The sequence below is a fragment of the Cryobacterium sp. TMT1-66-1 genome, from assembly GCF_004403435.1.
GTDB lineage: Bacteria > Actinomycetota > Actinomycetes > Actinomycetales > Microbacteriaceae > Cryobacterium > Cryobacterium flavum.
The window spans coordinates 100,838-126,279 of record NZ_SOGP01000022.1 but is presented as its reverse complement, the minus strand read 5'-3'; the positions used below and the strand labels follow the sequence as shown (position 1 = coordinate 126,279).

Below are 25,442 nucleotides of genomic sequence, written 5' to 3'. Positions count from 1 at the left end.
GTAAAACGATGACCTCTGGACCAAGTGCGTCGGGCTACCCTTCCGACGCCTACAGTCGCCAAGCACGGAGGCCGTGGTTCTGCCAGCGTGCCTAGCTAAGCTTTACCGGCGACTTAGATGGCTTCTCGAATGCGGACCGTATGCGGTTTGGCAGCGCGTCATACTTGGGGTGCTCCGGGATACCGGTTAGCCCCCACGGGTACGTTCTAACAACCGCATCCGGATCCGTACTCATGTAGGCAGTCGCGTACATGACGAAAGGCTGCCCATCGACAGGCCGGAGGTTCAGCTTCATTCCGGTCGCCGTTCCGGCCTCGAAGGCCGCGACAACTTTTTTGCGATCCGGGACTATCGCATGATGGGTGTAAAGCCTGACCTCTCCCAAGCGCAAGGTCGCGCCAAACATCTCCAATCCCCACTCGGGATGACTGACGACTATAGCTACTCCCTTGTCTAGCAGGAGCTCGAACCCTTCATCCTTAGTACCCGAGAGGGTGGCGGTGATTGAATTTCTAAAGGGCAATGCCACGGGCTTACCAGCGAGCATGCTCACCACTGCTCGTGCCCATACCCTGTCCGTGTGATCCGCTCCCTCAGCTGGGAAGCGAAACGTCACGTCGAGCTTGTCCTCGATGATGCACAGATCCTCCACTAGCTCTATAAGCCCGTGGTCGGGGTCGACGTCGATCGAGTTAGAGAGACTGACACGTATGGTCGGGTGTTCGGCAACGGTTAGTCGGATTTCGGTATCTGGTTGCAGATTCTTGAGGAATCTGAGCGCGTGGCGAACTTCACGTGGTGTGGCGCCGGCTGGGTCGAATTCGAGTGCGACGCTACCGCCTTCCTCGAAGGTGTCGGAGAACCGCCAACGGAGGTCCAAGCCCCCGAGAAAAGTGTTTTCAATAGTGCCCCCTCCGTGGCCTCGAAAAATCGCTTTCGTTGTTCCGGAAAGCTGCGCAAGGAAGACGCTTTTCTTGTCATAGAGCTCGGCCTTTATCGTTTCGGTGACACTCTCTCCTGCACCGCCGATGTGAAGTTCCCCGCCCGTGGAAGTTTCGGCGAACCATTCAGGGCCGATCTTGCGAAACTGTTTAATGACTCTCTCCGGTAAGACGGTTGTTCCGGAGCCGCCATATTTCAGCTTGTCTACGAACTGTTTGCGGAGGTTTTCATCGGCCGGCCCGAATTCAGCTTCGATGGTGATGGAGAGTGGTTCTCTCTCGGACGCGTCCTCACGCTTCGCGTGCAGCGTTTCGACGTAGGTCCCGTCAGGTCCGATAGTGACTGCTGACAGCCAGTATTGGCTCCGCCCATCGAGCCCCTTCTGGATCCTGGCCATTTCGGCGTGGAGGTCTCCCGGCTTCGCAAGCGCCGCTTCTGGGCGGTTCACTGCCCGCAGCACCTCCACGGCTTCGTCCCGACTTAAGTAGGTCTCCATGTTGGGATGTTTGCTAAGTAGCCCGTCGAGCTCCGCTGCGCCCATGATGCGGATTGTGACTTTCCTATCGCCACGCATGCTCGATACAAACTTGCGTTCATTTATGGTCGGGTTCTTTGGGAACACCAAGGTCCAGACCGGCGGCTGATGCTCCATCGCGTCCTCGAAGGATTTCTTGATCTGTTTGCGACGTGGCCGAAAGCCCCCAGAAAATCCCTCCGGGAAGTGCTTCAGTTGAAAGATGTGCGTGAGTTGGTCGGTCCTTCCGACTCTCACATCAATGTCTATGCCGCCGTCGCCGCCACGACCATCAATCGCCTGAGCGCGCAGACCATCGCCGGTGTACTCAGCGACGAGCAGCGCTTCAACCGACTTATTGAAAGTGTCCTCGTCCAATCGATCCCAGATGATCTTGCTCATGAGGAAGCCTCGACTTCATTTGAGAAAGCCGAGCTGTGCATGGGCATCCACTGGTAGGGAGCGGGGACAGGAACCCCAAGGCCATTGGCGATGTCTAGGGGAGATCGGCAATCGGCAAGTACCCGATTCGCCGAAGTGATCTTGCTGTCCCTCATGACTCCCCATCTTCCGCCGAAGCACCTTTGATGCGCGGCGGACCGGGCTAACTCGAGCATAGCGTCGCCTGACGCTCAAGCGACCGACTGCATGACGCGTTTGCCGAACCCTCTACGGGACGGTCCATCTGCCGTCGAACACCCAAACGTGATTCGCGCCTAAGTCGACGAGGCTTCGATGTTTGCCCCTACCGCGGTTTCGTAGATCGCAGTACGCCCCGAATGACTGATGCCAACTTGCACAAACGCCCTCGCCCGGTGGCTCGAGTAGTACATCTGCAGCAAGAAGCCATCGGCCGCCCACACGGTCGCGAGTGATGACCCGGTGTCGGGGTCATCAACTGTGGGCGTGCCGAACTTGTCTGTGAAATGGGCTCTCAATACCGCGTACGCGTCTTTCGTGGCCCTGGGGGCCATGCCGGGCGAGTCGTAGATGAAGACGCTGACGCCAATGAGCTCGTGTTTAAATGCAGTCCAGAACGCCGTCGCGGACGCAAGCACGGGGATGAGCATCGAGCCGCCCACGGAGATTTCGTCGTCATTGCGTTCGTCGATGACGACGTCTTCGAAGCCGAGTTCCTTGAAGAAAACTGTCTGTTCGGCATCCGATCGGGGCCAGGGCCGGCTTATGAGGGATTGGACAAACTGATGCAGCACGGCCGGGCGTGGAACGGGTAGCTCGGTGCTCGTCATGTTTCAAACTATCGCTCTGGTATCCGGTGTACAACGCCGCCCTTAGAGGAACCATGTGCGAGAGAGCCCGGCATGCTCCATCAAGGCAGAAGGTCCGAAGATTGTCCGTAGCGGCAACCCTCATTGCGCAGTTGACAGCAGCTGGAATGATTAGATTCATGGTGCAAACACTGTCCGCCGTCGTGTCGTCTGTGAGCCGCGACTCCGCACATAGATTTACGAAACCATCGTGTGAGATCATCACGCTGCTGGCGGGACTTGGTGTCGCAGGAGACGTCCACATGGGGACGACCGTTCAACACCGTTCCCGAGTGGCCACCGATCCCACACAACCAAACCTCCGTCAAGTTCACCTCATTCACTCTGAACTATTCACAGAGGTCGCCGTCGCCGGGTTCAACCTTCGACCCGGGGATATGGGCGAGAACGTGACCACCGCCGGTATTGACCTTTTAGCCCTGCCCCGAGGTGCCCAGCTGCAGATCGGCCGTGACGCTCTGGTCGAAGTCACCGGACTACGAAATCCATGTGCTCAAATCAACACTTTCCAGCCTGGACTCTTGAAGACCATGGTTGGACACGATGACAAAGGACGAGTGGTTCGCAAAACCGGAATTATGGGAATCGTGCTGCATTCCGGAATTGTCCGACCAGGCGACAAAATCACGGTCATTCTCCCGCAAGAGCCACACCACGCGCTCGATCGAGTTTAGGAGCGGTCCGGTCATTGAAGTCCGGTAGCCGAACCCTTTGCGGGACCGCTCGAGGGCATAGCGAGGGTCGCTTTTCGCGCGAATGATCCGCACTGCCATACTCGATGGTGAGGCATAGCGCCTCGTCAGCCGATGGCGGGGGGTGCGGTTATCAGACCCACGAACAACCTTGATGGGCTGCGCCTGCTGTCCGCCTTGGCCGTGATCGTCGGCCATTCCTTCACCCTCACCGGCCTCGGTGCGGCCCCCCGGGTCCTCGGGATACCCGTCCACAGCCTGGGCCTGTACGCGTTCTTCGCGATCAGTGGATACCTGATCGCGACCAGTTGGGCGAACAATCCAGCCCTCGTGCCGTTCCTGGTCAACCGGACTCTGCGGATCTTCCCCGCACTCGTGGTCGTTGTCATGGTCACCGTCCTACTGATCGGCCCGGTTGTCAGCACGTTGACCCCCGGACAGTACTTCCGGGACCAGATGGTCTACCAGTACCTGCTCAACCTGCTGCTGACGGCCCAGTACGAGCTGCCCGGGGTATTCGAGGCCGGGCATAGGTCGACCGCGGTGAACGGGGTGCTCTGGACTCTCGGGCTCGAGTTCATCTGCTACCTCGTGGTCGCCGTCATCGGGCTCTTCCTACGCACCCGGTCCTCCTGGGGGTACCTCGTCTTCGGCCTTCTCGCGCTCACGTTCGCCCTAGTTCCGGTCGCAAGTCCCGCTCTGGCTTGGGCGGGGTCGGCCGGGACCACGTGGGCGTTCTTCGCCGTCGGCGCCCTCCTGAGCCGTGCTCCGGCAAGATTGCTCAATGTCAGGCTGGCGATCGGGGTCGTGACGCTGTGGGTTGCGATCGCGCTTCTCGTCCCGATCGTGTCCCTCGCGGCGGCCTGGCTTGCTCTGCCGTATGTTCTCGTTGTGGCCGGACGGGCGTCGACTCCGGGGGTTTGCCGGGCCGCTCGATTCGGGGACCTCTCCTACGGCCTCTACCTGTGGGGGTTCCTCGTCCAGCAGCTCGTCATCGACTGGTTCGGCATTCTGTCCTGGTCGATGAATATCACCATCGTGACGGCGACGACCGCGGCCATCGCCGCATTCTCGTGGCACTTGGTTGAGAAGCGTGCTCTTTCCCACAAGATCCACCGGGTTACGACACGACCTCCGGGAGATCCCCGGCCGGCGTCAGCCGTCCCCGTCTGAGATCGGCGGGAGCTCGTACAGGGCGATGACCGAACGGTTGGTCTCGTGGGGTTGCTGTTTGACGTATCCCAGAGGGAGCAGCAGGTTGTTGGTGTCGACCATCGAAGTACCCGCCTGAACCACCCAGATGCGGTCCACGTCTGCCAGGTGCGAGCGGATGTCAGGCCACGCGACCGTCACATCAGAGAAAGTCCCGGTCGTGGTGAACGGGGCGATGAAGGCGATGTCCTGCACATGGGCGAAGTGGTCCGGGTACGCATACAGCGCCTGCCGCGGCCGGAGCGTGACAGAGCCGGTGTCCTGCAAGTAGATTGCATCGCCGGGCAGCGCCTGAGAGTCGATGTAGTCGGCGATCTGGGCCAGGTCGCTGCCCCCATTCTTTCCAACCGGGCCGCGCTGAGCAAGGTAAGTCGGAAGACCAGCCAAAGCGACCGCGCCGACGAGGATCCACGTCACCACGGTGCGGGGCGTGCGGGTGAACGCGACCGCAAGGACGACAGCCATCCCCGGGACCGTGAACGACAGATACCTCGCCGTGTAAAGCGGCCCGATGAGCGCATCCGCGACCAGGAGCAGCAGGAGCGGGAGTACAACCCAGACGGCGGCCAAGCGCAGCAGGCCCCCGTCTCGGCTGGCTAGGACCCGGCGACCGCGCACCGCCAGGACGAGGATCGTGACCCACGCGATCGCCGCGACCAGCCAGGAACTGTCGAAGGCGGGCTCGACGAGGATCGTCCACACATTCACCACGGGCTGATCCGAGAGCCACGCGATCTGCTCCTTCTGTCCCACACTCACCACCAGCAGCGGCACACACGCGACGACCACCACGAGCGCTGCGACCGCCCACCTACTCAGCACCCTGCGGGTGCGATGATCCAACAGCAGCACCACCGCGTGCACGGCCAGAAGCAGAACCGAGTACAGGAACAAGTACGTTCCAGTGACGACGGCTAGCGCGTAGAGAGTCCACCAACGCCAGGACGGTCGACGGGCCGCGACCAGCAATATGAGGGTGGCCCAGACAGCCACGGCCACGCTCAACGCAAAAGACCGCGCCTCGATGCCCATGTAGGTAGTGCGAGGCAGGATCGCAAAGAGAACCCCCGCCACCACCCCCACACGGAGGCTCCCGACAGAGGCGACCAACAGGACGATACCGGCCGCCGCGGCGCCGACCGCGAGGGCGGACAGCGACCTCGTCGAAAACTCCGACTCTCCGAATGCCCCCACCCACACCTTCATGACCGAGTAGTACCCGGTGTGGACCGCGTCTTTCTGCCCAAGGAACGCGAACAACTCTGCCCAGCTCAACCGTGCAGCGCGGAGAGTGGCGACCTCATCGCTCCAATAGGACGGCACCCCCGAGGCGAGCAGCGAGACCGAGACAGCAAACACGCCCAACAGGCCGGCCGAACGTCTCCCCCGATACCGCTGGTCACTCGCATCGACTATCTGGAACGGTTCTAGAATCGCGCGCACACATCTCCCGGCTCAATACCCGAGCCTAGCTCCACCTCTCAGACAGACCCTCGAACGTCCGCATGACCACAACTACCTCGATCGCAGTCAGCGAACATCGCTAGCACTGTCCGTAAGCCGGACCCCCTACGGACGCTCCCTCGCGACAACTGGGCTCCGCATCGCGCTTGGGCGGGAGGTGCCCGTAAGACCCGCCCGTTAAGGATTCGCGCTCAGGTGCCTTTAACGCGACAAGGTTTCGACCGTTCAGACCGTCTCATAACCCGTGGGTTCCGAGGCACATTGGTTACGAGACCGGGCGTTTGTCAGCGACGGTGAAGAAGTAGGCCAAATACGACGGTGGAAAACTAGGCCACTGTTGTCTTGTTATTGTGCCGCGTTCTGGGCTCGGACTGAAGGCAGGTGAGGACGTCGGCGTGGTGGACGATGCGGTCGATCATGGCTGCGGCCACGATTTGGTCTCCGAATACGTCACCCCAGCGGGCGAACGCGAGATTGCTGGTCAAGATCAGCGATGCGTGTTCGTAGCGACTGGAGACGAGTTGAAAAAACAAGTTCGCGGCGTCTTGTTCGAATGGAATGTAGCCGACCTCGTCGACGACGATGAGGCCGTAACGGCGGAGCTTGATCAGTTCCAGGGCGAGTCGGCCCTGTTGGTGGGCCGTTTGCAGCCGGGCCACCCAATCGACGGCAGTAGCGAACAACACCCGGTGGCCGGCATGGGCGGCCTTGATCCCTAATCCGATCGCGAGATGCGTTTTCCCTGTTCCTGGCGGCCCGAGCAGCACCACGTTCTTTGCTTCGGCCAAGAACGCTCCGGTTCCCAGGTGTGCAATCGTGTCGCGGCGCAGCGAAGGTTGGTGATCGAAGCTGAAGTCTTCGAGGGACTTGCGGGCAGGAAACCCGGCTGAGCGAATGCGGATCTCTGCCCCCGACGCTTCCCGCGCCGAGACCTCCCGGGAGAGAACCGCGGCGAGATATTCCTCATGGGACCACGACGCCTCTCTGGCTTGATCGGCCAGCCGGGTCGCCGAGTCGCGAATGCGGGGTGCTTTTAACGCTCGGGCCAAGTACTCGATCTCGCTGCTGGTCTGATTTCCCATCACGCGACCTCCTCGTCGCTGACGTTCGGGATGGTGGTGTCGAAGTCGACACCGAACGCGGTGTCGTAGTCAGCTAAATCTCGGTGCAGGTCCGACTCGGTCGCGGTGGCAGCTGCAGGGTGTTGGAATGCGTGCCGCAGTCGCGCTGCTTGGGTGACATGAGCGGGGTCGGTAATGGTCTGCGCGGTGGACCAGACCCGCAAGTGACAGGCCACGACCTTGTCGTCGAGCTTCACGATGACCTGGGCAAGGTCGGCGGACACGTCGACCATCCGACCGATGCCGGTCGGATCGACGGAGTAGTCGTTGCCGGCGACGCGGACGTAATAGTCTCGCGGCAGCCTCACCCTCGAGGAGAATCCCACCACCGGAGCCACCGGCGGAAGCGGGAGCATCGCGGCGCGATCTTGTTCGATCAGATCAACCGGTTTGCACCCGAGGCTGCGAACGGTCCGGTGGTTTGCCTTCGACGACAACCAGCGAGCCAATTGCCCGTTGAAGTCCTCCGGAGACAAGAAGGTGCGTCCGGGCAAGAACGATGTTTCCAGATACTGATTGGCTCGCTCCACGATGCCTTTCGATTCGGGATCGAAGGGTTTCAGCTGCACGATCTTGGTGGCCAGCATTCCCACGAAGGCGCTGACTCCAGCAGCGAAATGGTTACCACGGCCGATGCCCGCCTCGTTGTCCCAAATCAGCCGTCGCGGGACCGCCAGTAGTTGGGTGAGGAGCAGATGCCACATACCCGCTAACAGATCCGGTGTCGTCCGAGAAGGCAACATCACCGCGCAAATGGTGCGAGAGAACCCTGCCACCATCACCAGCACCGGCGGGGAGCCGAACTGACCAGCACCGAGAGGAATCTTCACCGGCGGGAACCACAGATCACACTGCGTTTGGTCCCCAGCGCAATGCAATAGTCGGTCTGCGGGATCGGCGGGCGCATACTCCGGTCGCAGTCGGGCAACCGTCTCACGAAGCCAGGAAATCGACCCGGTCCATTTCAACCGTTCAGCTACCACTGTCGCGGGCATCTTGGGATACTCAGCGAGCAGTTGCCGCAATCGCGGTTCCAGATCTCGCATCCCCGAGGGCCGGTCGGGCCGGTCATATTTCGGAGGTTCATCTGACGCGATCGCTCTGGCGACCGTGTCGCGCGCGATGCCAAGCTGCCGCGCTATCTCGCGTTGCGATACGCCCTCGCTCAGGTGAAGGCGACGAACCAAAGCCCAATCTTCCACTGTGATCACCCATCTATCGTGCTTGGGTGGCCTAGTTTTAAACCGTCGATTCTGGACTACATTTCAACCGTCGCTGACAAGTTGGACCCGCTCGTCGGGCGTCAGGGTTTCGCCCACTGAATGACGAGATGGTCGGATCTGTAGAAGTCGGCATGGCTGTAAATGACAGACTGTCGCGCACGGTCGAGGGACTGATACCGGTAGGTGCTGAACCGCACGATTGAGTGGGTGCTCAAGTCCTCAAATACTCAGTACTCACCGACATCGAAAAAAGAGAGATGCCCATGCTGGGCGAGGACGGAACTCAAATAGCCGCTTAATCGTCGCCCACATGAAAATTCCGTTGACTATTTCCGGATGGAGTTGACGCCGCGAGTTATCTCCGCCAATCTGAGTTTCACACGACATCTGGTTCGTGAGCATCGGGGGGAAAATGATGTTTCGAAAATGGGCGGGTGGATCGTATCGCCTGCGAGACCAGCCATTTAATGAACCGCTGCCCGGGGTAATTGTTCCGCGCGTGAAGTCAACGCAACGCATGTTTTGACCTCTCTCCGAGGGGGTCCCCGCAGACGCCCCGCGTTCCTTTCGACGTCAATCATTGTCGTCACAGCCCTTCTGTTGATAGGTTGCTCATCGGCATCGATCACGCCGGCGGTTCGAGACACAGTCGCGATCGCTCTCGTCGATAGCGGCCTCAACGATGAAAACGTCGACTTTAGCTGTTTTCATGTTTTCGATACTGACGCCGACGACCAAGGGCACGGCACTTTAGTCGCATCGATCGCAGCAGGAATCGATGAGGATAGCTGTCCTGCGTGGGCCCATCGAGTCACTTGGATTAGTTACTCCGTCTTCACTGCAGGAACCGCGTCGGCGGAGGACGTTGCGGACGCTATAGAGCAAGCTATCCGGGACCAGGTGGACGTCATTAACGTCAGCATCGCGATCGGGACGGACACCCGGGCCTTACGTGACTCGGTGAAACGCGCCGTTGAATCGGGAATCGTGGTGGTCGCGGCTGCTGGAAACAACCAAGGGATGGGGGCGGGCTACCCCGCCCGATACCCGGGAGTTATTTCCGTCGGCTCATTAGATGCCGCGGGCCATCCATCAAGCTTCTCGGCTATTGACCATGTGAATTACTTCGCACCCGGTGAAGACATTCCCGCGGTCGACCGCACGGGGGCCCGGCAGCTTGTCACCGGGACGTCAGCGGCTGCAGCAATGACCTCGAATCAAATCTTGAAAAGCTTGCTCGGCGTAGCTAAACCCGATTCCACCCTGTCCGCACTGATCGCTCACCAATCAAAGGAAGACAATCAATGAAAAAGATCGCCATCGGAGTCGTAGCGGCGCTGCTGCTCTCTGGATTCGCTTACTCGCCCGCGTTCGCAGAGACCAGCTCTGCCCCGGTAGAAGCTTCAGGCAGCGGGATGGTTGACGAGGAAAAGCTTGAATCCGCTTTCAACGACGCAGGATTGACACTGGAAGACGTGGACGCCTCGCTCACTAAAATCTCAGTCGAGACGACATCGGATTTGGGATCTGGCGAACCTGTCACGGCGCTGACAACGTTGTCGTTTGAGGACAGTAGCGCTCTTTTTTCTCTAGGGAGCATCGACACCGACTACAACGCCAACTACTCCATCCAGATACAAGAGTTGAACGACGAAGCCACCTCGTTCACCATGACAGACCTGGCCACTGGTGAGACAGAATCATATGCCGATGACGTGGGCTATGCCGCCTTCGTGCCAGCACTGGTTCTGGGAATACCTATCGCTCTAGAGATCTTGAAAACACTCCTGGTGGCATCTGCAGTTGTCATCGTCGCTGGTGTTACGTGGATCGCAGCCACTAACGCAATCGATGCCCTCAATAAAAAGGGATCAAGCTACCAACATTTCCGCGCAATGATTCTAAACGGCAAACTCGTGCTTGCAAATGGTATGTCGCTTTCCGCGGCCATCACATGGGGCCGCGGGGGGAAAGACACGTGGTCTCGCAGCGAGGCCGGCGCGCTCGCAGTTGCGAAAGGAATCAAAAACGGCCTGGCCGTAGTCGGACCTGAGCGCGATTCGGGCGGTCGCGGAAAATTCGCACACTTCCACCCGAGCAACCGCACCCCCGCAATGCACGCCTTTTTCGGACTACCCAATTGATGGACAATCACGAAGCTGACGACCGTTCAGACCTCCTGGCACGGTGGAAGAAGACCAATCCTCAGCGATGGACAACGGACGCCGTTGAAGAACACTTGAAACAGGGTTTTTGTGCATATGAAATCCCGCTCGAGGCCATTACACGCACTGACTATTCGAACGATGGAGAAGTCCGCGAGGACTTGATCTACTCGCTCTACACGATCACTCATCCGGACGTCCTATCCCGCCTGTACAGCGCAGAAGAGAAGGAAATGAAAGATGTTGGTCCTGATACGTACGATGAAAGCTGGCGGGGACTCTTCCTTCAAGAAACTTCGGGCAGTGACACTGACGATCTTGGAACGGCGCCTCTTGGAGACGCGTCTTGGCTGGCATACAACCTTCTAAACACTCAACATTTGGTGGGCCAACGCACCTCCATCGTGCTCGAGCAAGAAGACGGCCTCGTCACTGGTGCCAAGGTTTATGGGATGTCTGACCACCTAACGACGTACATGACCGCGCTGACCGGATACAGAGAGACTGGAACAGAAACTGACCAAAATTACTACTCGATGAAAACTGGCGACGTAAACGACGAAGCCTTCGTCTACTACCTCGACTGCCTCGCGCGACACAGCTTCATCTAGCCCGATACGAACAACACCTGTCAGGCTGCGGATGCTGACCCACGGTGATGCGGCAGAATTATGCTAGCTGCCGCTATCACCCGTTGGTCAGCACCGTAGTCTGACTCGTCAGAGGAACCTGCCAAGAAGTCGCCCTTGATGTGCCTCGCCCGGAGGCCAAAAAGCGGCCTATTCGATCCTGCGATGTCCGCGATCGCATAGTGGCCACCGGCCGCAGCCAGTTAATCGAACACCCCCCTCACGACGGAAATATTTCTCGGCCCATAAGCACACTGTCGTGCCGGCGTAAACGCGACCGTGGCATCAACTGCGGTCGCGACAACTGCCCTGCCCTGGAAAACTCCGCCATTCCACGAAACGGCTGTCTCGAAACCCTAGGGATACGAGACGCCTCATCGGCTAGACCTGTTCATTCCCCAGATCCGCAAGATTTTGCGATGCCCCAAGTCTTGTAACTACGTCGCACAACCATTAGCTCCCATCTCGGTACCCAACGTTAGTTATGTGACAGGTCGAGAGTGCCGTGATAGAGCTGATCGGATGCGCCCGAGTATCTAAGCGCCAGCAATGCCCGCGCTACTTTTATGGCAGGGCACGCGCCCTAGGACTGATGCCAGGCCAGACCGCCGGTGAGACAGAGACGAGCGACGGTTCTAGGACTGCGGCCGGGCGAACTCGCCGCTAAACATCGGCGGACTGTCCGGACTAGATGGCAGAAGTCCGAACTAGCGTGTCACGTGACACTGACATCCGCTGACTAAAATCGCCTCCCCATTCGTGTGGATAACTAGGGCGTGGCTAGATAACAGGTGGCAGGGAGGCGTCGACGAAGGGCGACGAGAGGTCGACGCGGCGGCCGGAGGCCTGCAGCATCCGCTCGACCAGGTCGCGCACGTCCTGCTCGGCGAGCAACAAAGTCGTGAGCTCTGGCACGCCGTCGCGCGCCACGAATACTCGGGCCGGACCATTGATCCAAATTTCTTCGATCTCCGGATCGTCGAGAAACGGCTGCAGCACGCCGAAGCCGGTGAGCGCTGCCACAACCTCGCGGGCGGCCTGGTGCTCGTCAGCGATCATTGGGGCGAGCCCGCCTAGCGCCCGCTCACTGTAGCGGCGCAGTTCGTCGCGCACATACTGCTCCACCAGGGTGTTGTTCGCTGCCAGGTCGACGCCTTCACGGCGCACCCGCATTCGCACTTGCTCTGTGATGATACGAACGGCTTCGGTCATCCCCGAATGATGGCCTGTTTTAAGAATTCTCGGGCAAGTTATGCACAGGGCTTGTTTTTCTGTTCCCTGAACAGCAAAAATAATCGCAACGGATGTCGGGCATCCGTTGCGATCATCCGTCAGGGCCAGCCTGGCCGGTGCAGTATGCCGACTCAGCGTCAGCGGGCCGACCAGCCGCCGTCCATCGTGTAGCTCGAACCGGTGACCATGGCGGCGTCGTCGGAGGCGAGCCAGGCCACGAGCGAGCCGACCTCGGCCGGTTCCACCAGCCGCTTGATCGCGCTCTCGGTGAGCATGATCTTGCTGAGCACTTCGGCCTCCGGAATACCGTGCACGAGCGCCTGGTCGGTGATCTGCTTTTCGACCAGGGGCGTGCGTACATAGCCCGGAGCCACACAGTTGCTCGTAACCCCGTGGGCGCCGCCCTCGAGCGCGGTCACCTTGGACAGGCCCTCGAGCCCGTGCTTGGCCGTCACGTAGGCGCTCTTGAACGGCGAGGCGCGAATGCCGTGCACCGACGATACGTTGATGATGCGTCCGAAGTTGGCCGCGTACATCTGCGGCAGCACTGCCCGAATCAGCAGGAACGGCGCCTCCAGCATGAGGGTCAGAATATTGTGAAAATCGGCCGGCGCAAAGGACTGGATCGGATTGATCCGTTGGATTCCGGCGTTGTTGACCAGAATGTCGACGCCGTTCAGCGCCGTGGCCAGGGCCTCGTCGCTGAGGGCCTCGGTGTCCATCAGGTTGACGGTCCAGATCGACCCGCCCACCTCCTCGGCCAGTGCCGTAGCACCAGCCGTGTCGATGTCGGCAACGACGACGTGCGCGCCGCGGGCGGCGAGCGCCCGCACGACGGCGGCGCCGATGCCGCTCGCACCGCCCGTGACCAGGGCGCGACGCCCCGCGAGGGGCTGTTCGGCGCTGGGAATAGCGCTGACGCTGACGGCGTCGGTGAGATCAGTCATGATGTTCCTTAGATTGCACGATCGCTGCACGGGGCGGGTCGGCGAGAGGCGGGGCACCAACGGCGCCCCGCCTCTCTGACCGGGCTTACACGAGCCGGGTCAGTTGCCGGTACTCACGGGCTCGAGCCCGTGCTTGCGGGCGTCCACGGCGTCGACCTCGCGCAGCGACACTCCCTTGGTCTCCTTGAGAGTGACTACGGCGACCACCGTGATCGCGCAGGCGACCATGATGTAGATGGCAACCGGAACCCAGGTGTTGTACTGCTGCAGAAGGGCGGCCGCGATGATCGGCGCCATGGAGCCGGCCAGAATCGACGTGACCTGGTAGCCGAGCGACACCCCCGAATAACGCATGCGGGTCGGGAACATCTCCGCCATAATGGCGGGCTGGCCCGCGTACATCAGGGCGTGGAAGCACAAGCCCACCGTGACGGCGAGAATGATGAGCACGGGGTTCAGCGTGTCGAACATCGGGAAGGCGAAGAACGCCCAGGTGGCACCGAGCACAGCACCGGCCAGGTAGACGGGCTTGCGGCCGATGCGGTCGGAAAGCCGGCCGACCTGCGGAATCACGATGAAGTGCACGACGTGCGCGATGAGCAGGGCGATCAGCAACTGCCCCGTGTCGTATTCGTGCACGGTCTTCAGGTAGACGATCGTGAAACTCACGATGATGTAATACAGGATGTTCTCGGCGAACCGCAGCCCCATGGCTCCGAGGATACCCTTCGGGTACTTGCGCACGACCTCGAGCACGCCGTAGTTGACGGCCTTCTCTGCTTCGACCTGTGCGCGGGCCTCGAGAAAGATCGGGGCTTCGCTGACATGGGTGCGAATGTAGTAACCGATCACGACGATGATCGCAGAGAGCCAGAAGGCCACACGCCAGCCCCAGCTGAGGAACTGCTCGGGCGGAAGGATCCACGTCATAGTGAGCAGCACGAGCGTGGCGAGCAGGTTGCCCAACGGAACGGCGGCCTGCGGCCAGCTCGACCAGAAACCGCGGGACTGGTTCGGGCTGTGCTCGGCGACCAGGAGAACGGCGCCGCCCCACTCACCACCGACGGCGAAGCCCTGGATGAAGCGGAGGGCCACGAGCAGCGCCGGAGCCCAGTAGCCGATGGTGTCGAAGCCGGGCAGACAGCCCATCAGGAAGGTGGCGGCACCGACCATGATGATCGTCACCTGCAGGGTGTGCTTGCGTCCGAGCTTGTCCCCGATCTGACCGAAGACGATGCCACCAAGCGGGCGGGCGATGAATCCGACAGCATAGGTGAGGAACGCGGCGATGATGCCGTCAAGCTCACTGCCGGCGTTAGGAAAAAAGACCGTGCCGAAAACCAGGCTGGCGGCAGTCGCGTAGAGGAAGAACTCGTACCATTCCACGACCGTGCCGACCATGGAAGCGGCGACAATCTTCTTGAGGCCGGATTTCTCGGTTTCGCTGCCAGCGGTGCGCGTGGCCTTGCCGGAACAGGCAGACCCAACGCGTTGATTGACACTCATTGTCTGTCTCCTTTGTGTCGTCAATGACACGTACTTGGCGTGAGGTGTGCGGGAAGGATTCGGTCGTCTACAACAGAAGCACGACTTGACTGAGTATTCACGCACGACGGGCGGGCAACAAGAGCCAAAACGACAGAACGCGTGTGCATAATTGCAGATATGACCTTTCCAGCGATCGGTACCGCTCCCAATCCCGACGATCTGCTCATCTTTCTGGCCGTCGCCCGCACCGGCCGGTTCACCACCGCGGCGGAGAGCCTGGGCCTGAACCACACCACCGTGTCGCGGCGCATCGCGGCCCTCGAAAAGGCCCTCGACGGTCGTCTGCTGGCGCGCGCAGTCGGCGGCTGGGAGCTGACCGAGCTCGGAGAACGCGCACGCACCGCGGCCGAGGGAGTGGAATCCGCCGTCACCCTGCTGCGTGGCTCCGACAGTGAAGCCCAACAGATCTCCGGGGTGGTGCGTATGTCGGCGACGGACGGCTTCAGCGCTTACATCGCGGCTCCGGCCGTGGCAACCCTGCAGCGACGGCATCCGCTGTTGCGGGTAGAAATCGTCACCGTCACCCGCCGCGCCCTGCAGCACCGTTCGGGGCTGGACATCGAGATCGTCGTCGGTGAACCCCAGGTGCACCGGGCCGAGTCCATTCTGCTCGGCTACTACAACCTCGGAATGTACGCCTCACGCCAGTACCTGAAGACCCACGGCACACCGACCACCATCGCCGAGCTGACCGAGCATCCGCTGGTCTATTTTGTGGATTCGATGCTTCAGGTCGACGACCTCGACGCCCCCCGGCGGCTCGTCCCGCAGATGCGGGAGTCGCTCAGCTCCACCAACGTGTTCGTGCATGTCGAGGGAACCAGGGCCGGCGCCGGAATCGGATTCCTACCCTGCTTCATGGCCGATCAGCACAAAGATCTAGTGCGCCTGCTGCCGGAAGATTTTCAGGAACGACTGCCGTACTGGATGGTCCTCCGCACCGAGTCACTGCGGCTGCCGGCGGTGGCGGCGCTCGTCGCTGCGCTCCGCGCCCAGATGGAGTCCTATGCGGCAGCGCTGCTCGGCAACGACCCCACCATCTAGACTAGGAACACACCCGCGGGAGTGGTGGAATTGGCAGACACGCAGGATTTAGGTTCCTGTGCTTTCGAGCGTGGGGGTTCAAGTCCCCTCTCCCGCACATGGTCCCTATTTCAGCACTCGACAGCACGTTGAACGACGTACTCTCACATACGGGCGCCGTTCTGTTCTACCTGCTCATTTGGGGTCTGGTCTTCGCCGGAACAGCACTTTTTCTGGGCGTGTTCATTCCGTTCATCACCGGTGACTCGCTGTTGTTCGGTTCCGGCCTCGTGGCCGCTTCCACGGGCAACATCAACATCGTGATCCTGGTCATCGGCACCGGCATCGCGGCGCTCCTCGGCGACCAGGTAGGGTTTCTGCTCGGTCGTCGCTACGGGCGCGGCTACCTCGAACGTCACGGCGGTCGACGTACCCAGTCCGCGATCATCAAAACCGAATCCTTTTACCGCAAGTTCGGCTGGTGGTCGGTGGTCATCGCCCGATTCATGCCGTGGGCTCGGGTCTTCGTTCCGGTGGTCGCCGGCGTCGGCCGCATGAATTACTACAAATTTCTCACCAGCAATCTGCTCGGAGCACTCTCCTGGGGCGTCGGGCTCACCCTCACCGGCTATTACGCGGCGACGATCCCCGGCGTCAAGAGTGCGGCGTACATTATCGCGGGCGTGCTCATCACGGCGTCGATCGTGGTCGGGTTTCGCACCTGGCGCATCGACCGCGCCCAGCGTAAAGCGGATGCCACGGCCAGAGACCTCGAAATCAGCCCCCCAGTCGGCTGACTTACCCCCTGTTTCAGGGGGTGGCGGCCCGGCATTTTCTCACCATGAGGCGATACCCTGTGTCTCGGCATCCGCCGTCGTTACCCGAACGTCTGCCCCCCGCCGACTGGAGTTCCCCGCGTGATTCACACCGCACTGATTCCCTGGCTCGACCCGACGCACATCATCGAGTCGGCCGGCCCCTGGGCCCTGCTCGTCGTCTGCGCGATCGTCTTTGCCGAGACCGGCCTCCTGGTCGGGTTTCTGCTGCCGGGCGACACCCTGCTGGTCATCACAGGACTGCTCGCCTTTCCCGCCGCCGGCGTCATCCGGATCGACATCTGGTGGGTGGCGCTGGCAATCGGCTTCGCGGCCTTCCTCGGCGGTGAGGTGGGCTATCTGATCGGGCATAAATTCGGTCCCCGCGTCTTTGAACGCAAGGAATCCGGCCTGTTCAGCATCAAGAACGTAGACCGCACGAACGCATTCTTCGTGCGATTCGGCGGCGTCGCCGTCATCGTCGCCCGGTTCGTACCGATCGTGCGCACTTTCGCACCGGTCGCCGCCGGCGTCGGCCACATGGACTACCGTAAATACACCCTATACAACTTGATCGGTGCACTGCTCTGGGGCGCCGGCCTCACCTTCGGCGGATACTTCCTGGGCTACATTCCACCGGTGGCCGAATTCGTCACGAAGTACATCGACCTGATCCTGCTCGGCGCAGTGGTCGTCACCCTCATCCCCACGGTGTACCACTACGTGCTGTCCGTCGTGAAGGCCCGCCGGCTGCGCGGCCAGCCCACGAGCGAGACCGGCAGCCACCTGCTCGACCCCGAGACGTTCAAGACCAACCACAACGGACGCCACGAGGGCTGATCCGAACCTGATCGCCAGCAACTCAACGGTGCTGGTGGTCTTCGTGCTCGGCATGCTCGGCCGGTTCCAGCTGAAACGTCGAGTGCGCCACGTCGAAGTGTGTGCTGAGACATCCGGACAGCTCATCGAGCAGAGCGTCAGTGCCGCGTGCGAGCACCGTCGCCTCCACGACAATGTGCGCGGTGAACACATGGGCTCCGCTGGTGATGGCCCAGACATGCACATCGTGCACGGCGACCACACCGGCAGTGCCGAGGAGATGGCGTCGAATCTCGGAAATATCCGTGTCGGCCGGCGTCGATTGGCTGAACACGCGCACCACGTCACGAAGCAGCACAAAGGCGCGCGGCACGATCATGGCGGCGATGACCAGCGAGGCGACGGCATCCGCCCCGGTAAAACCGGTCAGGAGGATGACGATGGCCGCGACGATCACGGCGACCGACCCGAGCGCGTCCCCGAGTACCTCGAGGTAGGCGCCGCGCATGTTGATCGACCCAGCGGCCGCCGGGCGCAGCAGCATTATTCCGGCGATGTTCGCCGCCAGCCCGATGATGGCGAAGATGAGCATGGGAGTGGGCAGCACCGCGCTCTCGCTCGGACTAATGAGGCGCGCGATCGCGGCGACCCAAACGGCGCCGGCCACGCCGAGCAGAATCAGACCGTTGATCAGCGCGCCGAACACCTCGGCCCGTTGAAAGCCAAAGGTGGCCCGGTCGGTCGCCGGACGTGCCGCGACCACGGTAGCGGTCAGAGCGACGATGAGCCCGAACAGGTCGGAGAGCATGTGGCCAGCATCGGCCAGCAGCGCGAGCGATCCGGTCAGAGCGGCACCGATCACTTCGAGCAGCAGCACGGACGCCACGATGCCGATGGCGAGGGTCAGTCGCCGCCTGTTCGAGCCGGTGCCGTGCGCGTGATCGTGGCCCATGGCTCAAGATTAGGGCGGGGAGAGGCCGGTCGCCAGCCGCTGGGCTAGTTGGGAATGAATGCCGTTCTCAGCACGCTAGGCCTGACCGAGAACCTCGCGCAGCACCGGTACGAGACCCTCCAACGCGATCGCCCGATGACTGACCTGGTTCTTCACGTGGGCCGACAACTCGGCGGCCGAAATGGCGTAGCCCTCGGGCAGAAAGATCGGGTCGTAGCCGAACCCGTTGGCGCCGGCCGGTTCGAACAGAAGCTGCCCCGGCCATTCGCCGGTCACGGCCCGCTCGGTACCGTCGGGCAGGGCGAGGGCGGCCACACAGGTAAAGTGGGCGTCGCGGTGTTCCTCGGGAACGTCACTAAGCTGCCAGAGCAGCAGGCGCAGGTTCTCGCCGGCGTCCTTGGCTGGCCCCGACCAACGCGCCGAGAAGATTCCGGGTGCCCCGCCGAGAATGTCGACGCAGATGCCCGAGTCGTCAGCGATCGCCGGCAGTCCGGTGTGCGCTGCGGCGGCACGAGCCTTGATCAGGGCATTTTCGGTGAAGCTGATGCCGTCCTCGACCGGTTCGGGGCCGTCATAGGCGAGCACCTCCACACCGGGAAGTTGCGGGGCCAGAATGCGCCGAAGTTCCTCGACCTTATGGGCGTTGTGGGTGGCCAGAACGATCTGCACGGTCAGTTCACCAGCGCGCTGGTCTGGAATTCGGTCAGGGTGACGGCGCCCTTCAGTGCGAGGTCGAGCAGAGTGTCGAGCTCGCTGCGGTCGAACGGCGCAGCCTCGGCGGTACCCTGCACCTCGACGAACTTGCCGCGCCCGGTGACGACGACGTTCATGTCGGTGTCGGCGCGCACGTCTTCGGTGTAAGCGAGGTCGAGCATGGGCACCCCGCCGATGATGCCGACGGACACGGCCGAGACACTGTCAATGAGCGGCTGCGCCTTCTGCGAGATGAACTTCTTGGTGCGTCCCCACTCGAGGGCGTCGGCGAGGGCTACATAGGCGCCGGTAATGGCTGCGGTGCGGGTCCCGCCATCGGCCTGAAGAACGTCGCAGTCGAGCACGAGGGTGTTCTCGCCGAGCGCCTTCATGTCAACGACGGCGCGCAGGCTGCGGCCGATCAGGCGGCTGATCTCGTGGGTGCGACCGCCGATCTTGCCCTTGACCGATTCGCGGTCCATGCGGCTGTTGGTCGAACGCGGCAGCATCGAGTACTCAGCGGTGACCCAGCCCTTGCCCTTGCCGCTCATCCAGCGCGGAACGCCGTTGGTGAACGACGCCGTGCAGAGCACCTTGGTGCGGCCGTAGGAGATCAAGGCCGATCCTTCGGCCTGGTCGCTCCAGCCACGCTCGATCGTGATCGGGCGCAGTTCGTCGTTGCTGCGCCCGTCGGCGCGCAGGGTTTCGGTCACGGTGTACTCCTAATGTTTCGGGTGTAGTGGGGACTGTGGGGGCAGGCCACTGGCTACTGCCAGCTCGGCGAGGTTGAGCGTGCCGGTCTCGATCAGGTCGACCCGGCTGACCTCCGGCCCGATCAGGCGATGGGCGAGGGCCAGAAAGTCCTCGGCGCTGTCGCCGGTGGCCTCGTACCGGTAGCTGGGCGGGCTGGTGCGTGAACGTTCCAGGCCTTGGCTCACGAGCACCCGATAGACGTCATTGGCCGTTTCGGTGTCGCTTGAGACGAGGGTGACGCCCTCCCCCATCACGTAGGAGATGGCGCCGCGCAGAAAGGGATAGTGGGTGCAGCCGAGCACGAGGGTGTCGACCTGCGCTGCGCGGAGCGGCGCGAGGTATTCCTCGGCGACGGCGAGTACCTCGTCACCGGTCGTGACTCCGGCCTCGACGAACTCGACGAAGCGCGGGCAGGCCTGGCTAAACAGGGTGATCTGGGGCGCGGCGGCAAAGGCATCATTGTAGGCGCGCGAGTTGACGGTGCCGAGGGTGCCGATGACCCCCACGCGCTGGTTGCGAGTGGTGGCGACGGCGCGGCGCACAGCGGGCTGAATAACCTCGATCACGGGCACGCTGTAGCGTTCGCGGGCATCCCGCAGCATCGCTGCTGACGCGGTGTTGCAGGCGATCACGAGCAGTTTCACGTCGTGCGCCACGAGATCGTCGAGCACGTCGAGGGCGAATCCCCGCACGTCGGCGATCTTCTTCGGCCCGTACGGCGAGTGGGCCGTGTCACCGATATACAGAATGGATTCGTTGGGTAACTGGTCCTTGATCGCCCGGGCGACGGTCAGGCCGCCCACTCCGGAATCGAAAATACCAATCGGTGCATCCGTCACGGAGATCAAGCCTAGCCCGACCAAGCGGATAAGCTGTGCCGGGTGACCCCGTCCCCCGCGTTCCTCGCTCCAGCACACCGTGGCCCAGCCGGCCTCACACCAGCACTGCGCACCGATCGGTACGAGCTCACCATGGTGGATGCCGCCATCCAGAGCGGCACCGCCGATCGTGCCTGCATGTTCGAGGCCTTCGCCCGCCGCCTGCCAGCCGGTCGCCGCTACGGCATCGTTGCCGGCACCGGTCGCCTGCTCGAGCTGATTCGTCAGTTTCGCTTCGACACCGACGAGCTGACCTGGCTCGCCGAGAACTCGGTCGTACGCACTCCCACCCTCGACTATCTGGCCGATTATTCCTTCAGCGGTAATGTCTGGGGCTACCAAGAGGGTGAAGCCTATTTTCCCGGATCGCCCCTCCTACTGGTGGAGAGCACCTTCGCCGAGGGCGTCATTCTGGAGACCCTCATTCTCAGTGTGCTCAACTACGACATCTCCGTTGCCAGCGCCGCCGCGCGCATGGTCTCGGTGAGCCTCGGCCGCCCGATCGCCGAGATGGGATCCCGGCGCACCAACGAGCACTCGGCGGTCGCCGCCGCCCGCGCCGCTTTCATCGCCGGCTTCGCATCGACCAGCAATCTGGAGGCCGGCCGCCAGTGGGGTCTGCCGACCATGGGTACCGCGGCCCACTCGTTCATTTTGCTGCACGACAGCGAGGAGGAAGCGTTCCAGGCGCAAGTGGATGCCTTTGGTTCCGCCACGACACTTCTCGTTGACACCTACGATGTACCGGCCGGCATCGCCCTGGCGGTCAAAATCGCCGGGCCGGACCTCGGCTCGATTCGCATCGACTCTGGCGATCTGCCCACCGTCGTTGCCGCAGCACGCGCGCAGCTCGACGCACTCGGCGCGGTCAACACGAAGATCACGGTCACCAGCGACCTCGACGAATTCGCCATCGCGGCCCTGTCCGCCAGTCCGGTGGACGCCTTCGGCGTCGGTACCTCCGTCGTCACCGGGTCGGGCGAACCGGCCGCCGGCCTGGTCTACAAGCTGGTCGCGCACAAGGGCCACGGCGACGACTGGATCTCCGTCGCGAAAACGTCGACCGCGAAGTTCTCCATCGGCGGCCGCAAGGATGCACTCCGCCGAGTGGATGCCGTCGGTACCGCCCAGGAAGAAATCGTGCTGCTCGGCGACGGCCCCGGTAGCCCGTCCGACTCCGGCAGCGGCCTGGAGCGGGCGCTGCTGGTTCCGCTGATCCAGGACGGCCGTGTCGACGAACGGTACCTGGGAGCAGCCGGAACGCTGCGCGCACGCGCACACAACGCATCCGTTATGCAGGAACTGCCAATCGAGGCTTTTCGATTGGGGCGCGGCGAAGCCGTTATACCCACCTCATACCGCTAGCCGCGGAGCTACTTGTCCTTCATCTTCTCGTAGATGGCCTTGCAGGTCGGGCACACCGGAAACTTCTCCGGGTCACGGCCCGGTAGCCATTTCTTGCCGCACAGGGCTTTGACCGGCTTGCCCGAAATGGCAGATTCGAGAATCTTGTCTTTCGGGACGTAGTGCGAGAACCGTTCGTGATCGCCGGGCTCGATCTGCTCCTGGTTCAGGAGTTCTTCGAGCTCACGGTCGAGCGTGGACGTTCCGCCGCCGGGCTGGCCGGGTTCTGCAATGCTCGCACGAATTTCAGTCATGGGAACAGTCTAAGCAGTCGGCCGGTCAGGCGCGCTGGGCGGAGGCGAGCATCTCCGGACCGCGCCGGTCGAAGGCGCGAGATCCGACCCAGATTCCCACGACCACGGCGAGGAGGCCGAGGCCAAGGCCCGCGCCGAGCGCGCGCAGATGCCAGGCCGGATCCTCGAAGATTCCGAGGTAGGCGAAGATGAGCGCGGGCAGCGCCACCACGATCGATCCGGTGAAGGTCAGCGACTGCACCAGCGCCGAAGCGGTTTCTGAGGCCTGCGGCTGGGCGAACGGGCTGTCACCGGGTTTGGTCACCGGGTACGGAAAGCGGGTGGACGTATAGCTGGAGAAACCCAAACCAGCCAAGAGGATGCACGTGCTCACCCCCAGCATTGACGGCAACACCGACCAGTCTCCGTAGAACGAAATACTGATGGCCGAGCCAATACCGATGAGCAGGATGCCGATGACGAGCGCGGGAACGAGCCGGCCGATACGGTCGGCCACGCCGCGCGTTCCGGAAGCCACGTGCAGCCAGATGGCCGTGCTGTCGTAGGCGACGTCGTTGTGCATGGTCCAGCCGAGAAAAATGCACATGAGCGGCACTGGCACGAGAGCGAGGTAGTGCAGCGGCACGCCGACGATACTCAGCGGCAGGATCGCGATGATCGGAACGATCGGAATCATGATCAGCGACACCCAGTACCGCGAGTCGCGCGCCCAATAGGTGAAGGTGCGTGCGGCGATCGCGCCAACGGAACTGTGCGGCAACCGGTCGAACCAGCCCAGCCCTGAGTACTGCTTCGCCGCGGCCTCACGGCCAGGCGAGACCAGCATGCGGGCAACGACGAGCTGCCAAATGAGCCACAGGGTGTAGGCAGAAACCGCAGCGATGAGCAGCTTGAGAATGGCAGCGCCCCAGGCGCCTGTGGAGGCATCCCCTGGAGCAGCCCACGCTGCGCCGAGCGGCGTCCAGCCCAAAATCGTGGCGAGGGTGGCCAGCAGGCCACGGCCATGGCGACCCCAGTCCGTGCTGAGCAGCACCACAACGAGTGGAGAAATCACGACCAGCAGGACGACACCGATCATGCCGGTGAATTCCCGCGAGCGTCTGGTCGACAGGAGGAAGGCTGCCAGGGATGCGCTCACCCGCGACAGCAGAATGCAGGTCGCGAGGATCAGCGCGGCGGATACCAGAGCGAGCAGGGTCTGTCCGATGCCGCGCGACCAGGTGAAAATGGTGCCGAGCAGCACGATCGAAAGGGTGAGCGCCGGAACGCCGATCAGCGCCGAGCCGGCCAGACCGAGCGACAATGAACGGTTGGAAATTCCGAGGAACGCAAATTTGCGTGGGTCCATGCTGTCGTCGATGCCGACCACGATCGGGATGACCAGAAAGCCCAGCGCCACGGCCGATCCGGCCACAGTGAGCGAATCACGAATGAGTGCGGGGTCTCCGACGAACCGCAGGGTGATCAGCGCAACGAAAATTGTGATGGCGACGCCGAGGCCGTAGAGCAGTCCGACGACGAGGCCGACGACCTGCCAAGGACTACGACGGAACAGGTTGGCGAGCAGCCGGAGTTTCAGTCCGAAAAATTGTGCAACCATTCCATGCCCTCCGCGACCTTGCGCCCGCCGGCGAGTTCGACGAACCGATCTTCCAGCGTCTTCTCTCCGCGCACCTCGTCGACGGTTCCCGCCGCCAGGACACGGCCCTGCACGATGATGGCAACGTGATCGCAGACGCGCTGGATCAGGTCCATGCCATGGCTGGACAGCACGACGGTTCCGCCGGCGGCGACGTACTTCTGCAAAATCTCGGTGACGTTGACCGCGGAAACCGGGTCGACCGACTCGAACGGCTCGTCGAGCACGAGCACGCGCGGGGAATGAATCATGGCGCAGGCGAGGGCGATCTTCTTGGTCATTCCGGAGGAGTAGTCGGCGACCAGACGGTTGAGGGCGTCCTCGAGGCCGAACGCTGCTGCCAGGTCGGTCGAGCGGGCGCGCACGGTGTCGTTGTCGAGGCCGCGCAGGGTGCCCGCGTAATAGAGGAGTTGTGCACCGGTGAGGCGGTCAAAGAGGCGAAGTCGGTCGGGCAGAACGCCCATCACGCGCTTGGCCTCATTGGGCCGAGCCCAGACGTCGATACCGTGGACCAGGACTTTTCCGGCGGTGGGCCGCAGCAGCCCGGTGATCATCGATAGGGTCGTGGTCTTTCCGGCCCCGTTCGGCCCGACGATGCCATAGAACGAACCGGCTCGAACGCTGAGGTCGAGATCGGCGACCGCGACGTTGTGACCGTACCTCTTCACGAGTCCGACGGCTTCAATGACGATCGGGGCTTGCACGATCGAAGTCGCATCGGCGGCCGGCTGCACGGTCGGCTTCACGTCTCGGGGGCTAACGGACTTCACGGCTGGCTGTGCGGCCGTGCTGAGAGTGTCCGTGGTGGGCGTTGTCTGGACGGCCGGATCGCTGGTCGGTTCCGGCAGCGGTGCCACCGGCGTGGCAAGCGACGCTTCCGCTTCGATCGTGACGAGCGCATCGCGGGTCGCGTAGGGCCGTGTGGTTTCGTCGGTGGAATTCTCGGCGAGCGTCTGTTGATTCGGCCTGACCGACCCGGCAACGGCAGGGGATTTCGGCGTCGTCGGTTTCTTCGGCGTCGTCGACGTGCTCACGGTCGGCTTGCGCACCGCTGGTTTACGCACCGCGGGTTTGCGCGCTGCTGGTTGACGCACGCCGGCAGCCGGCCTGACAGTAGCCGCCTTGGCCACCGCAGGCTTGGCAGCAGGCTTCACCGCTGCCGGTTTGTCGGCAGTCGGCTTGGAAACAGCAGGCCGGACAGCAGCTGGCCTGGTAGTCGCCGTCGTGCGCACG

At 62.4% G+C, this 25,442-nt stretch carries 24 protein-coding genes and 1 tRNA gene; 10 read left to right on the top strand and 15 right to left on the bottom strand.

The window, feature by feature from the left end:
* Nucleotides 1–91: 91 nt before the first annotated feature.
* On the bottom strand, nt 92–1,858 hold the full coding sequence (locus tag E3T29_RS15750) for a hypothetical protein (protein ID WP_134346491.1): 1,767 nt from the start codon (nt 1,856–1,858) through the stop codon (nt 92–94).
* Nucleotides 1,859–2,172: 314 nt separating this feature from the next.
* The gene (locus tag E3T29_RS15745; RefSeq protein ID WP_134346490.1) at nt 2,173–2,706 is read right to left on the bottom strand and encodes a hypothetical protein; all 534 of its coding nucleotides are present in this window, start codon (nt 2,704–2,706) and stop codon (nt 2,173–2,175) included.
* 53 nt (nt 2,707–2,759) lie between these two features.
* Between E3T29_RS15745 and E3T29_RS20360 the strand changes: the two genes are divergently transcribed.
* Both E3T29_RS20360 and E3T29_RS15735 read left to right on the top strand, forming a co-directional pair.
* Nucleotides 2,760–3,419 (top strand): MOSC domain-containing protein, encoded by a 660-nt coding sequence (locus tag E3T29_RS20360; RefSeq protein ID WP_370449187.1) that lies wholly within the window; start codon nt 2,760–2,762, stop codon nt 3,417–3,419.
* 201 nt (nt 3,420–3,620) lie between these two features.
* Nucleotides 3,621–4,610, top strand: coding sequence for an acyltransferase (locus tag E3T29_RS15735; protein ID WP_166792431.1), 990 nt, complete (start codon nt 3,621–3,623; stop codon nt 4,608–4,610).
* Here E3T29_RS15735 and E3T29_RS15730 read toward each other — a convergent pair.
* From E3T29_RS15730 to istA, 3 genes are all read right to left on the bottom strand, one after another.
* Entirely contained in the window at nt 4,593–6,092 is a 1,500-nt protein-coding gene (locus tag E3T29_RS15730; protein ID WP_134346488.1) for a glycosyltransferase family 39 protein, read from the bottom strand. The genes E3T29_RS15735 and E3T29_RS15730 overlap by 18 nt on opposite strands.
* 347 nt (nt 6,093–6,439) lie before the next feature.
* Nucleotides 6,440–7,195 carry an IS21-like element helper ATPase IstB gene (gene istB / locus E3T29_RS15725; protein WP_134346605.1) on the bottom strand — a complete coding sequence of 252 codons (756 nt, stop codon included), beginning with the start codon at nt 7,193–7,195 and terminating at the stop codon, nt 6,440–6,442.
* On the bottom strand, nt 7,195–8,445 hold the full coding sequence (gene istA / locus E3T29_RS15720) for an IS21 family transposase (RefSeq protein ID WP_104134113.1): 1,251 nt from the start codon (nt 8,443–8,445) through the stop codon (nt 7,195–7,197). Before istA ends, istB begins: the two co-directional genes overlap by 1 nt.
* A gap of 534 nt (nt 8,446–8,979) precedes the next feature.
* On the opposite strand from istA, the gene E3T29_RS15715 reads away from it, so the two are divergent.
* From E3T29_RS15715 to E3T29_RS15705, 3 genes are read left to right on the top strand one after another with little or no spacing between them, the layout of a single operon-like run.
* On the top strand, nt 8,980–9,765 hold the full coding sequence (locus tag E3T29_RS15715) for a S8 family serine peptidase (RefSeq protein WP_104082777.1): 786 nt from the start codon (nt 8,980–8,982) through the stop codon (nt 9,763–9,765).
* Nucleotides 9,762–10,601 (top strand): hypothetical protein, encoded by an 840-nt coding sequence (locus E3T29_RS15710; RefSeq protein WP_134346487.1) that lies wholly within the window; start codon nt 9,762–9,764, stop codon nt 10,599–10,601. The genes E3T29_RS15715 and E3T29_RS15710 overlap by 4 nt, the downstream gene beginning before the upstream one ends.
* Entirely contained in the window at nt 10,601–11,233 is a 633-nt protein-coding gene (locus tag E3T29_RS15705; protein WP_092452073.1) for a hypothetical protein, read from the top strand. The genes E3T29_RS15710 and E3T29_RS15705 overlap by 1 nt, the downstream gene beginning before the upstream one ends.
* A 798-nt stretch (nt 11,234–12,031) precedes the next feature.
* On the opposite strand, the gene E3T29_RS15700 is transcribed toward E3T29_RS15705, so the two are convergent.
* From E3T29_RS15700 to E3T29_RS15690, 3 genes are all read right to left on the bottom strand, one after another.
* The gene (locus tag E3T29_RS15700) at nt 12,032–12,463 is read right to left on the bottom strand and encodes a Flp pilus assembly complex ATPase component TadA (RefSeq protein WP_134346486.1); all 432 of its coding nucleotides are present in this window, start codon (nt 12,461–12,463) and stop codon (nt 12,032–12,034) included.
* 158 nt (nt 12,464–12,621) lie between these two features.
* Nucleotides 12,622–13,431, bottom strand: coding sequence for a 3-hydroxybutyrate dehydrogenase (locus E3T29_RS15695; protein ID WP_134346485.1), 810 nt, complete (start codon nt 13,429–13,431; stop codon nt 12,622–12,624).
* A gap of 99 nt (nt 13,432–13,530) precedes the next feature.
* The gene (locus E3T29_RS15690) at nt 13,531–14,937 is read right to left on the bottom strand and encodes an MFS transporter (RefSeq protein WP_134346484.1); all 1,407 of its coding nucleotides are present in this window, start codon (nt 14,935–14,937) and stop codon (nt 13,531–13,533) included.
* A gap of 159 nt (nt 14,938–15,096) precedes the next feature.
* Between E3T29_RS15690 and E3T29_RS15685 the strand changes: the two genes are divergently transcribed.
* From E3T29_RS15685 to E3T29_RS15670, 4 genes are all read left to right on the top strand, one after another.
* Nucleotides 15,097–16,023 carry a LysR family transcriptional regulator gene (locus E3T29_RS15685; protein WP_134346483.1) on the top strand — a complete coding sequence of 309 codons (927 nt, stop codon included), beginning with the start codon at nt 15,097–15,099 and terminating at the stop codon, nt 16,021–16,023.
* Between the two features lie 15 nt (nt 16,024–16,038).
* A tRNA-Leu gene (locus E3T29_RS15680) sits at nt 16,039–16,120 on the top strand.
* A 1-nt stretch (nt 16,121) separates the two neighbouring features.
* Complete coding sequence (locus E3T29_RS15675; RefSeq protein ID WP_134346482.1) at nt 16,122–16,799, top strand: DedA family protein; 678 nt, start codon at nt 16,122–16,124, stop codon at nt 16,797–16,799.
* A 123-nt stretch (nt 16,800–16,922) separates the two neighbouring features.
* Nucleotides 16,923–17,657 carry a DedA family protein gene (locus E3T29_RS15670; protein ID WP_174776437.1) on the top strand — a complete coding sequence of 245 codons (735 nt, stop codon included), beginning with the start codon at nt 16,923–16,925 and terminating at the stop codon, nt 17,655–17,657.
* 22 nt (nt 17,658–17,679) lie between these two features.
* Here E3T29_RS15670 and E3T29_RS15665 read toward each other — a convergent pair whose 3' ends face one another.
* The 4 genes from E3T29_RS15665 to murI all read right to left on the bottom strand — a co-directional run bounded on the left by E3T29_RS15665 (nt 17,680) and on the right by murI (nt 20,873).
* Nucleotides 17,680–18,588: a cation diffusion facilitator family transporter gene (locus E3T29_RS15665; protein ID WP_134346480.1), complete on the bottom strand. Its 909-nt coding sequence runs from the start codon at nt 18,586–18,588 to the stop codon at nt 17,680–17,682.
* A gap of 75 nt (nt 18,589–18,663) precedes the next feature.
* Nucleotides 18,664–19,263, bottom strand: a complete 600-nt coding sequence (gene rdgB / locus E3T29_RS15660; RefSeq protein ID WP_134346479.1) for an RdgB/HAM1 family non-canonical purine NTP pyrophosphatase — start codon at nt 19,261–19,263, stop codon at nt 18,664–18,666.
* Complete coding sequence (rph, locus tag E3T29_RS15655; protein WP_134346478.1) at nt 19,260–19,994, bottom strand: ribonuclease PH; 735 nt, start codon at nt 19,992–19,994, stop codon at nt 19,260–19,262. Before rph ends, rdgB begins: the two co-directional genes overlap by 4 nt.
* Before the next feature lie 9 nt (nt 19,995–20,003).
* Nucleotides 20,004–20,873, bottom strand: coding sequence for a glutamate racemase (murI, locus tag E3T29_RS15650; protein ID WP_134346477.1), 870 nt, complete (start codon nt 20,871–20,873; stop codon nt 20,004–20,006).
* A 42-nt stretch (nt 20,874–20,915) separates the two neighbouring features.
* On the opposite strand from murI, the gene E3T29_RS15645 reads away from it, so the two are divergent.
* A complete protein-coding gene (locus E3T29_RS15645; RefSeq protein WP_255575345.1) occupies nt 20,916–22,277 on the top strand; it encodes a nicotinate phosphoribosyltransferase in 1,362 nt (453 codons plus the stop codon).
* Between the two features lie 8 nt (nt 22,278–22,285).
* On the opposite strand, the gene E3T29_RS15640 is transcribed toward E3T29_RS15645, so the two are convergent.
* The 3 genes from E3T29_RS15640 to E3T29_RS20355 are packed head-to-tail and all read right to left on the bottom strand — an operon-like array spanning nt 22,286 to nt 25,243.
* Entirely contained in the window at nt 22,286–22,570 is a 285-nt protein-coding gene (locus E3T29_RS15640) for a DUF3039 domain-containing protein (protein WP_134346476.1), read from the bottom strand.
* A gap of 25 nt (nt 22,571–22,595) precedes the next feature.
* The gene (locus E3T29_RS15635; protein ID WP_134346475.1) at nt 22,596–24,170 is read right to left on the bottom strand and encodes a hypothetical protein; all 1,575 of its coding nucleotides are present in this window, start codon (nt 24,168–24,170) and stop codon (nt 22,596–22,598) included.
* Nucleotides 24,146–25,243, bottom strand: coding sequence for an ABC transporter ATP-binding protein (locus E3T29_RS20355; protein ID WP_166792440.1), 1,098 nt, complete (start codon nt 25,241–25,243; stop codon nt 24,146–24,148). Before E3T29_RS20355 ends, E3T29_RS15635 begins: the two co-directional genes overlap by 25 nt.
* Nucleotides 25,244–25,442 lie beyond the last annotated feature (199 nt).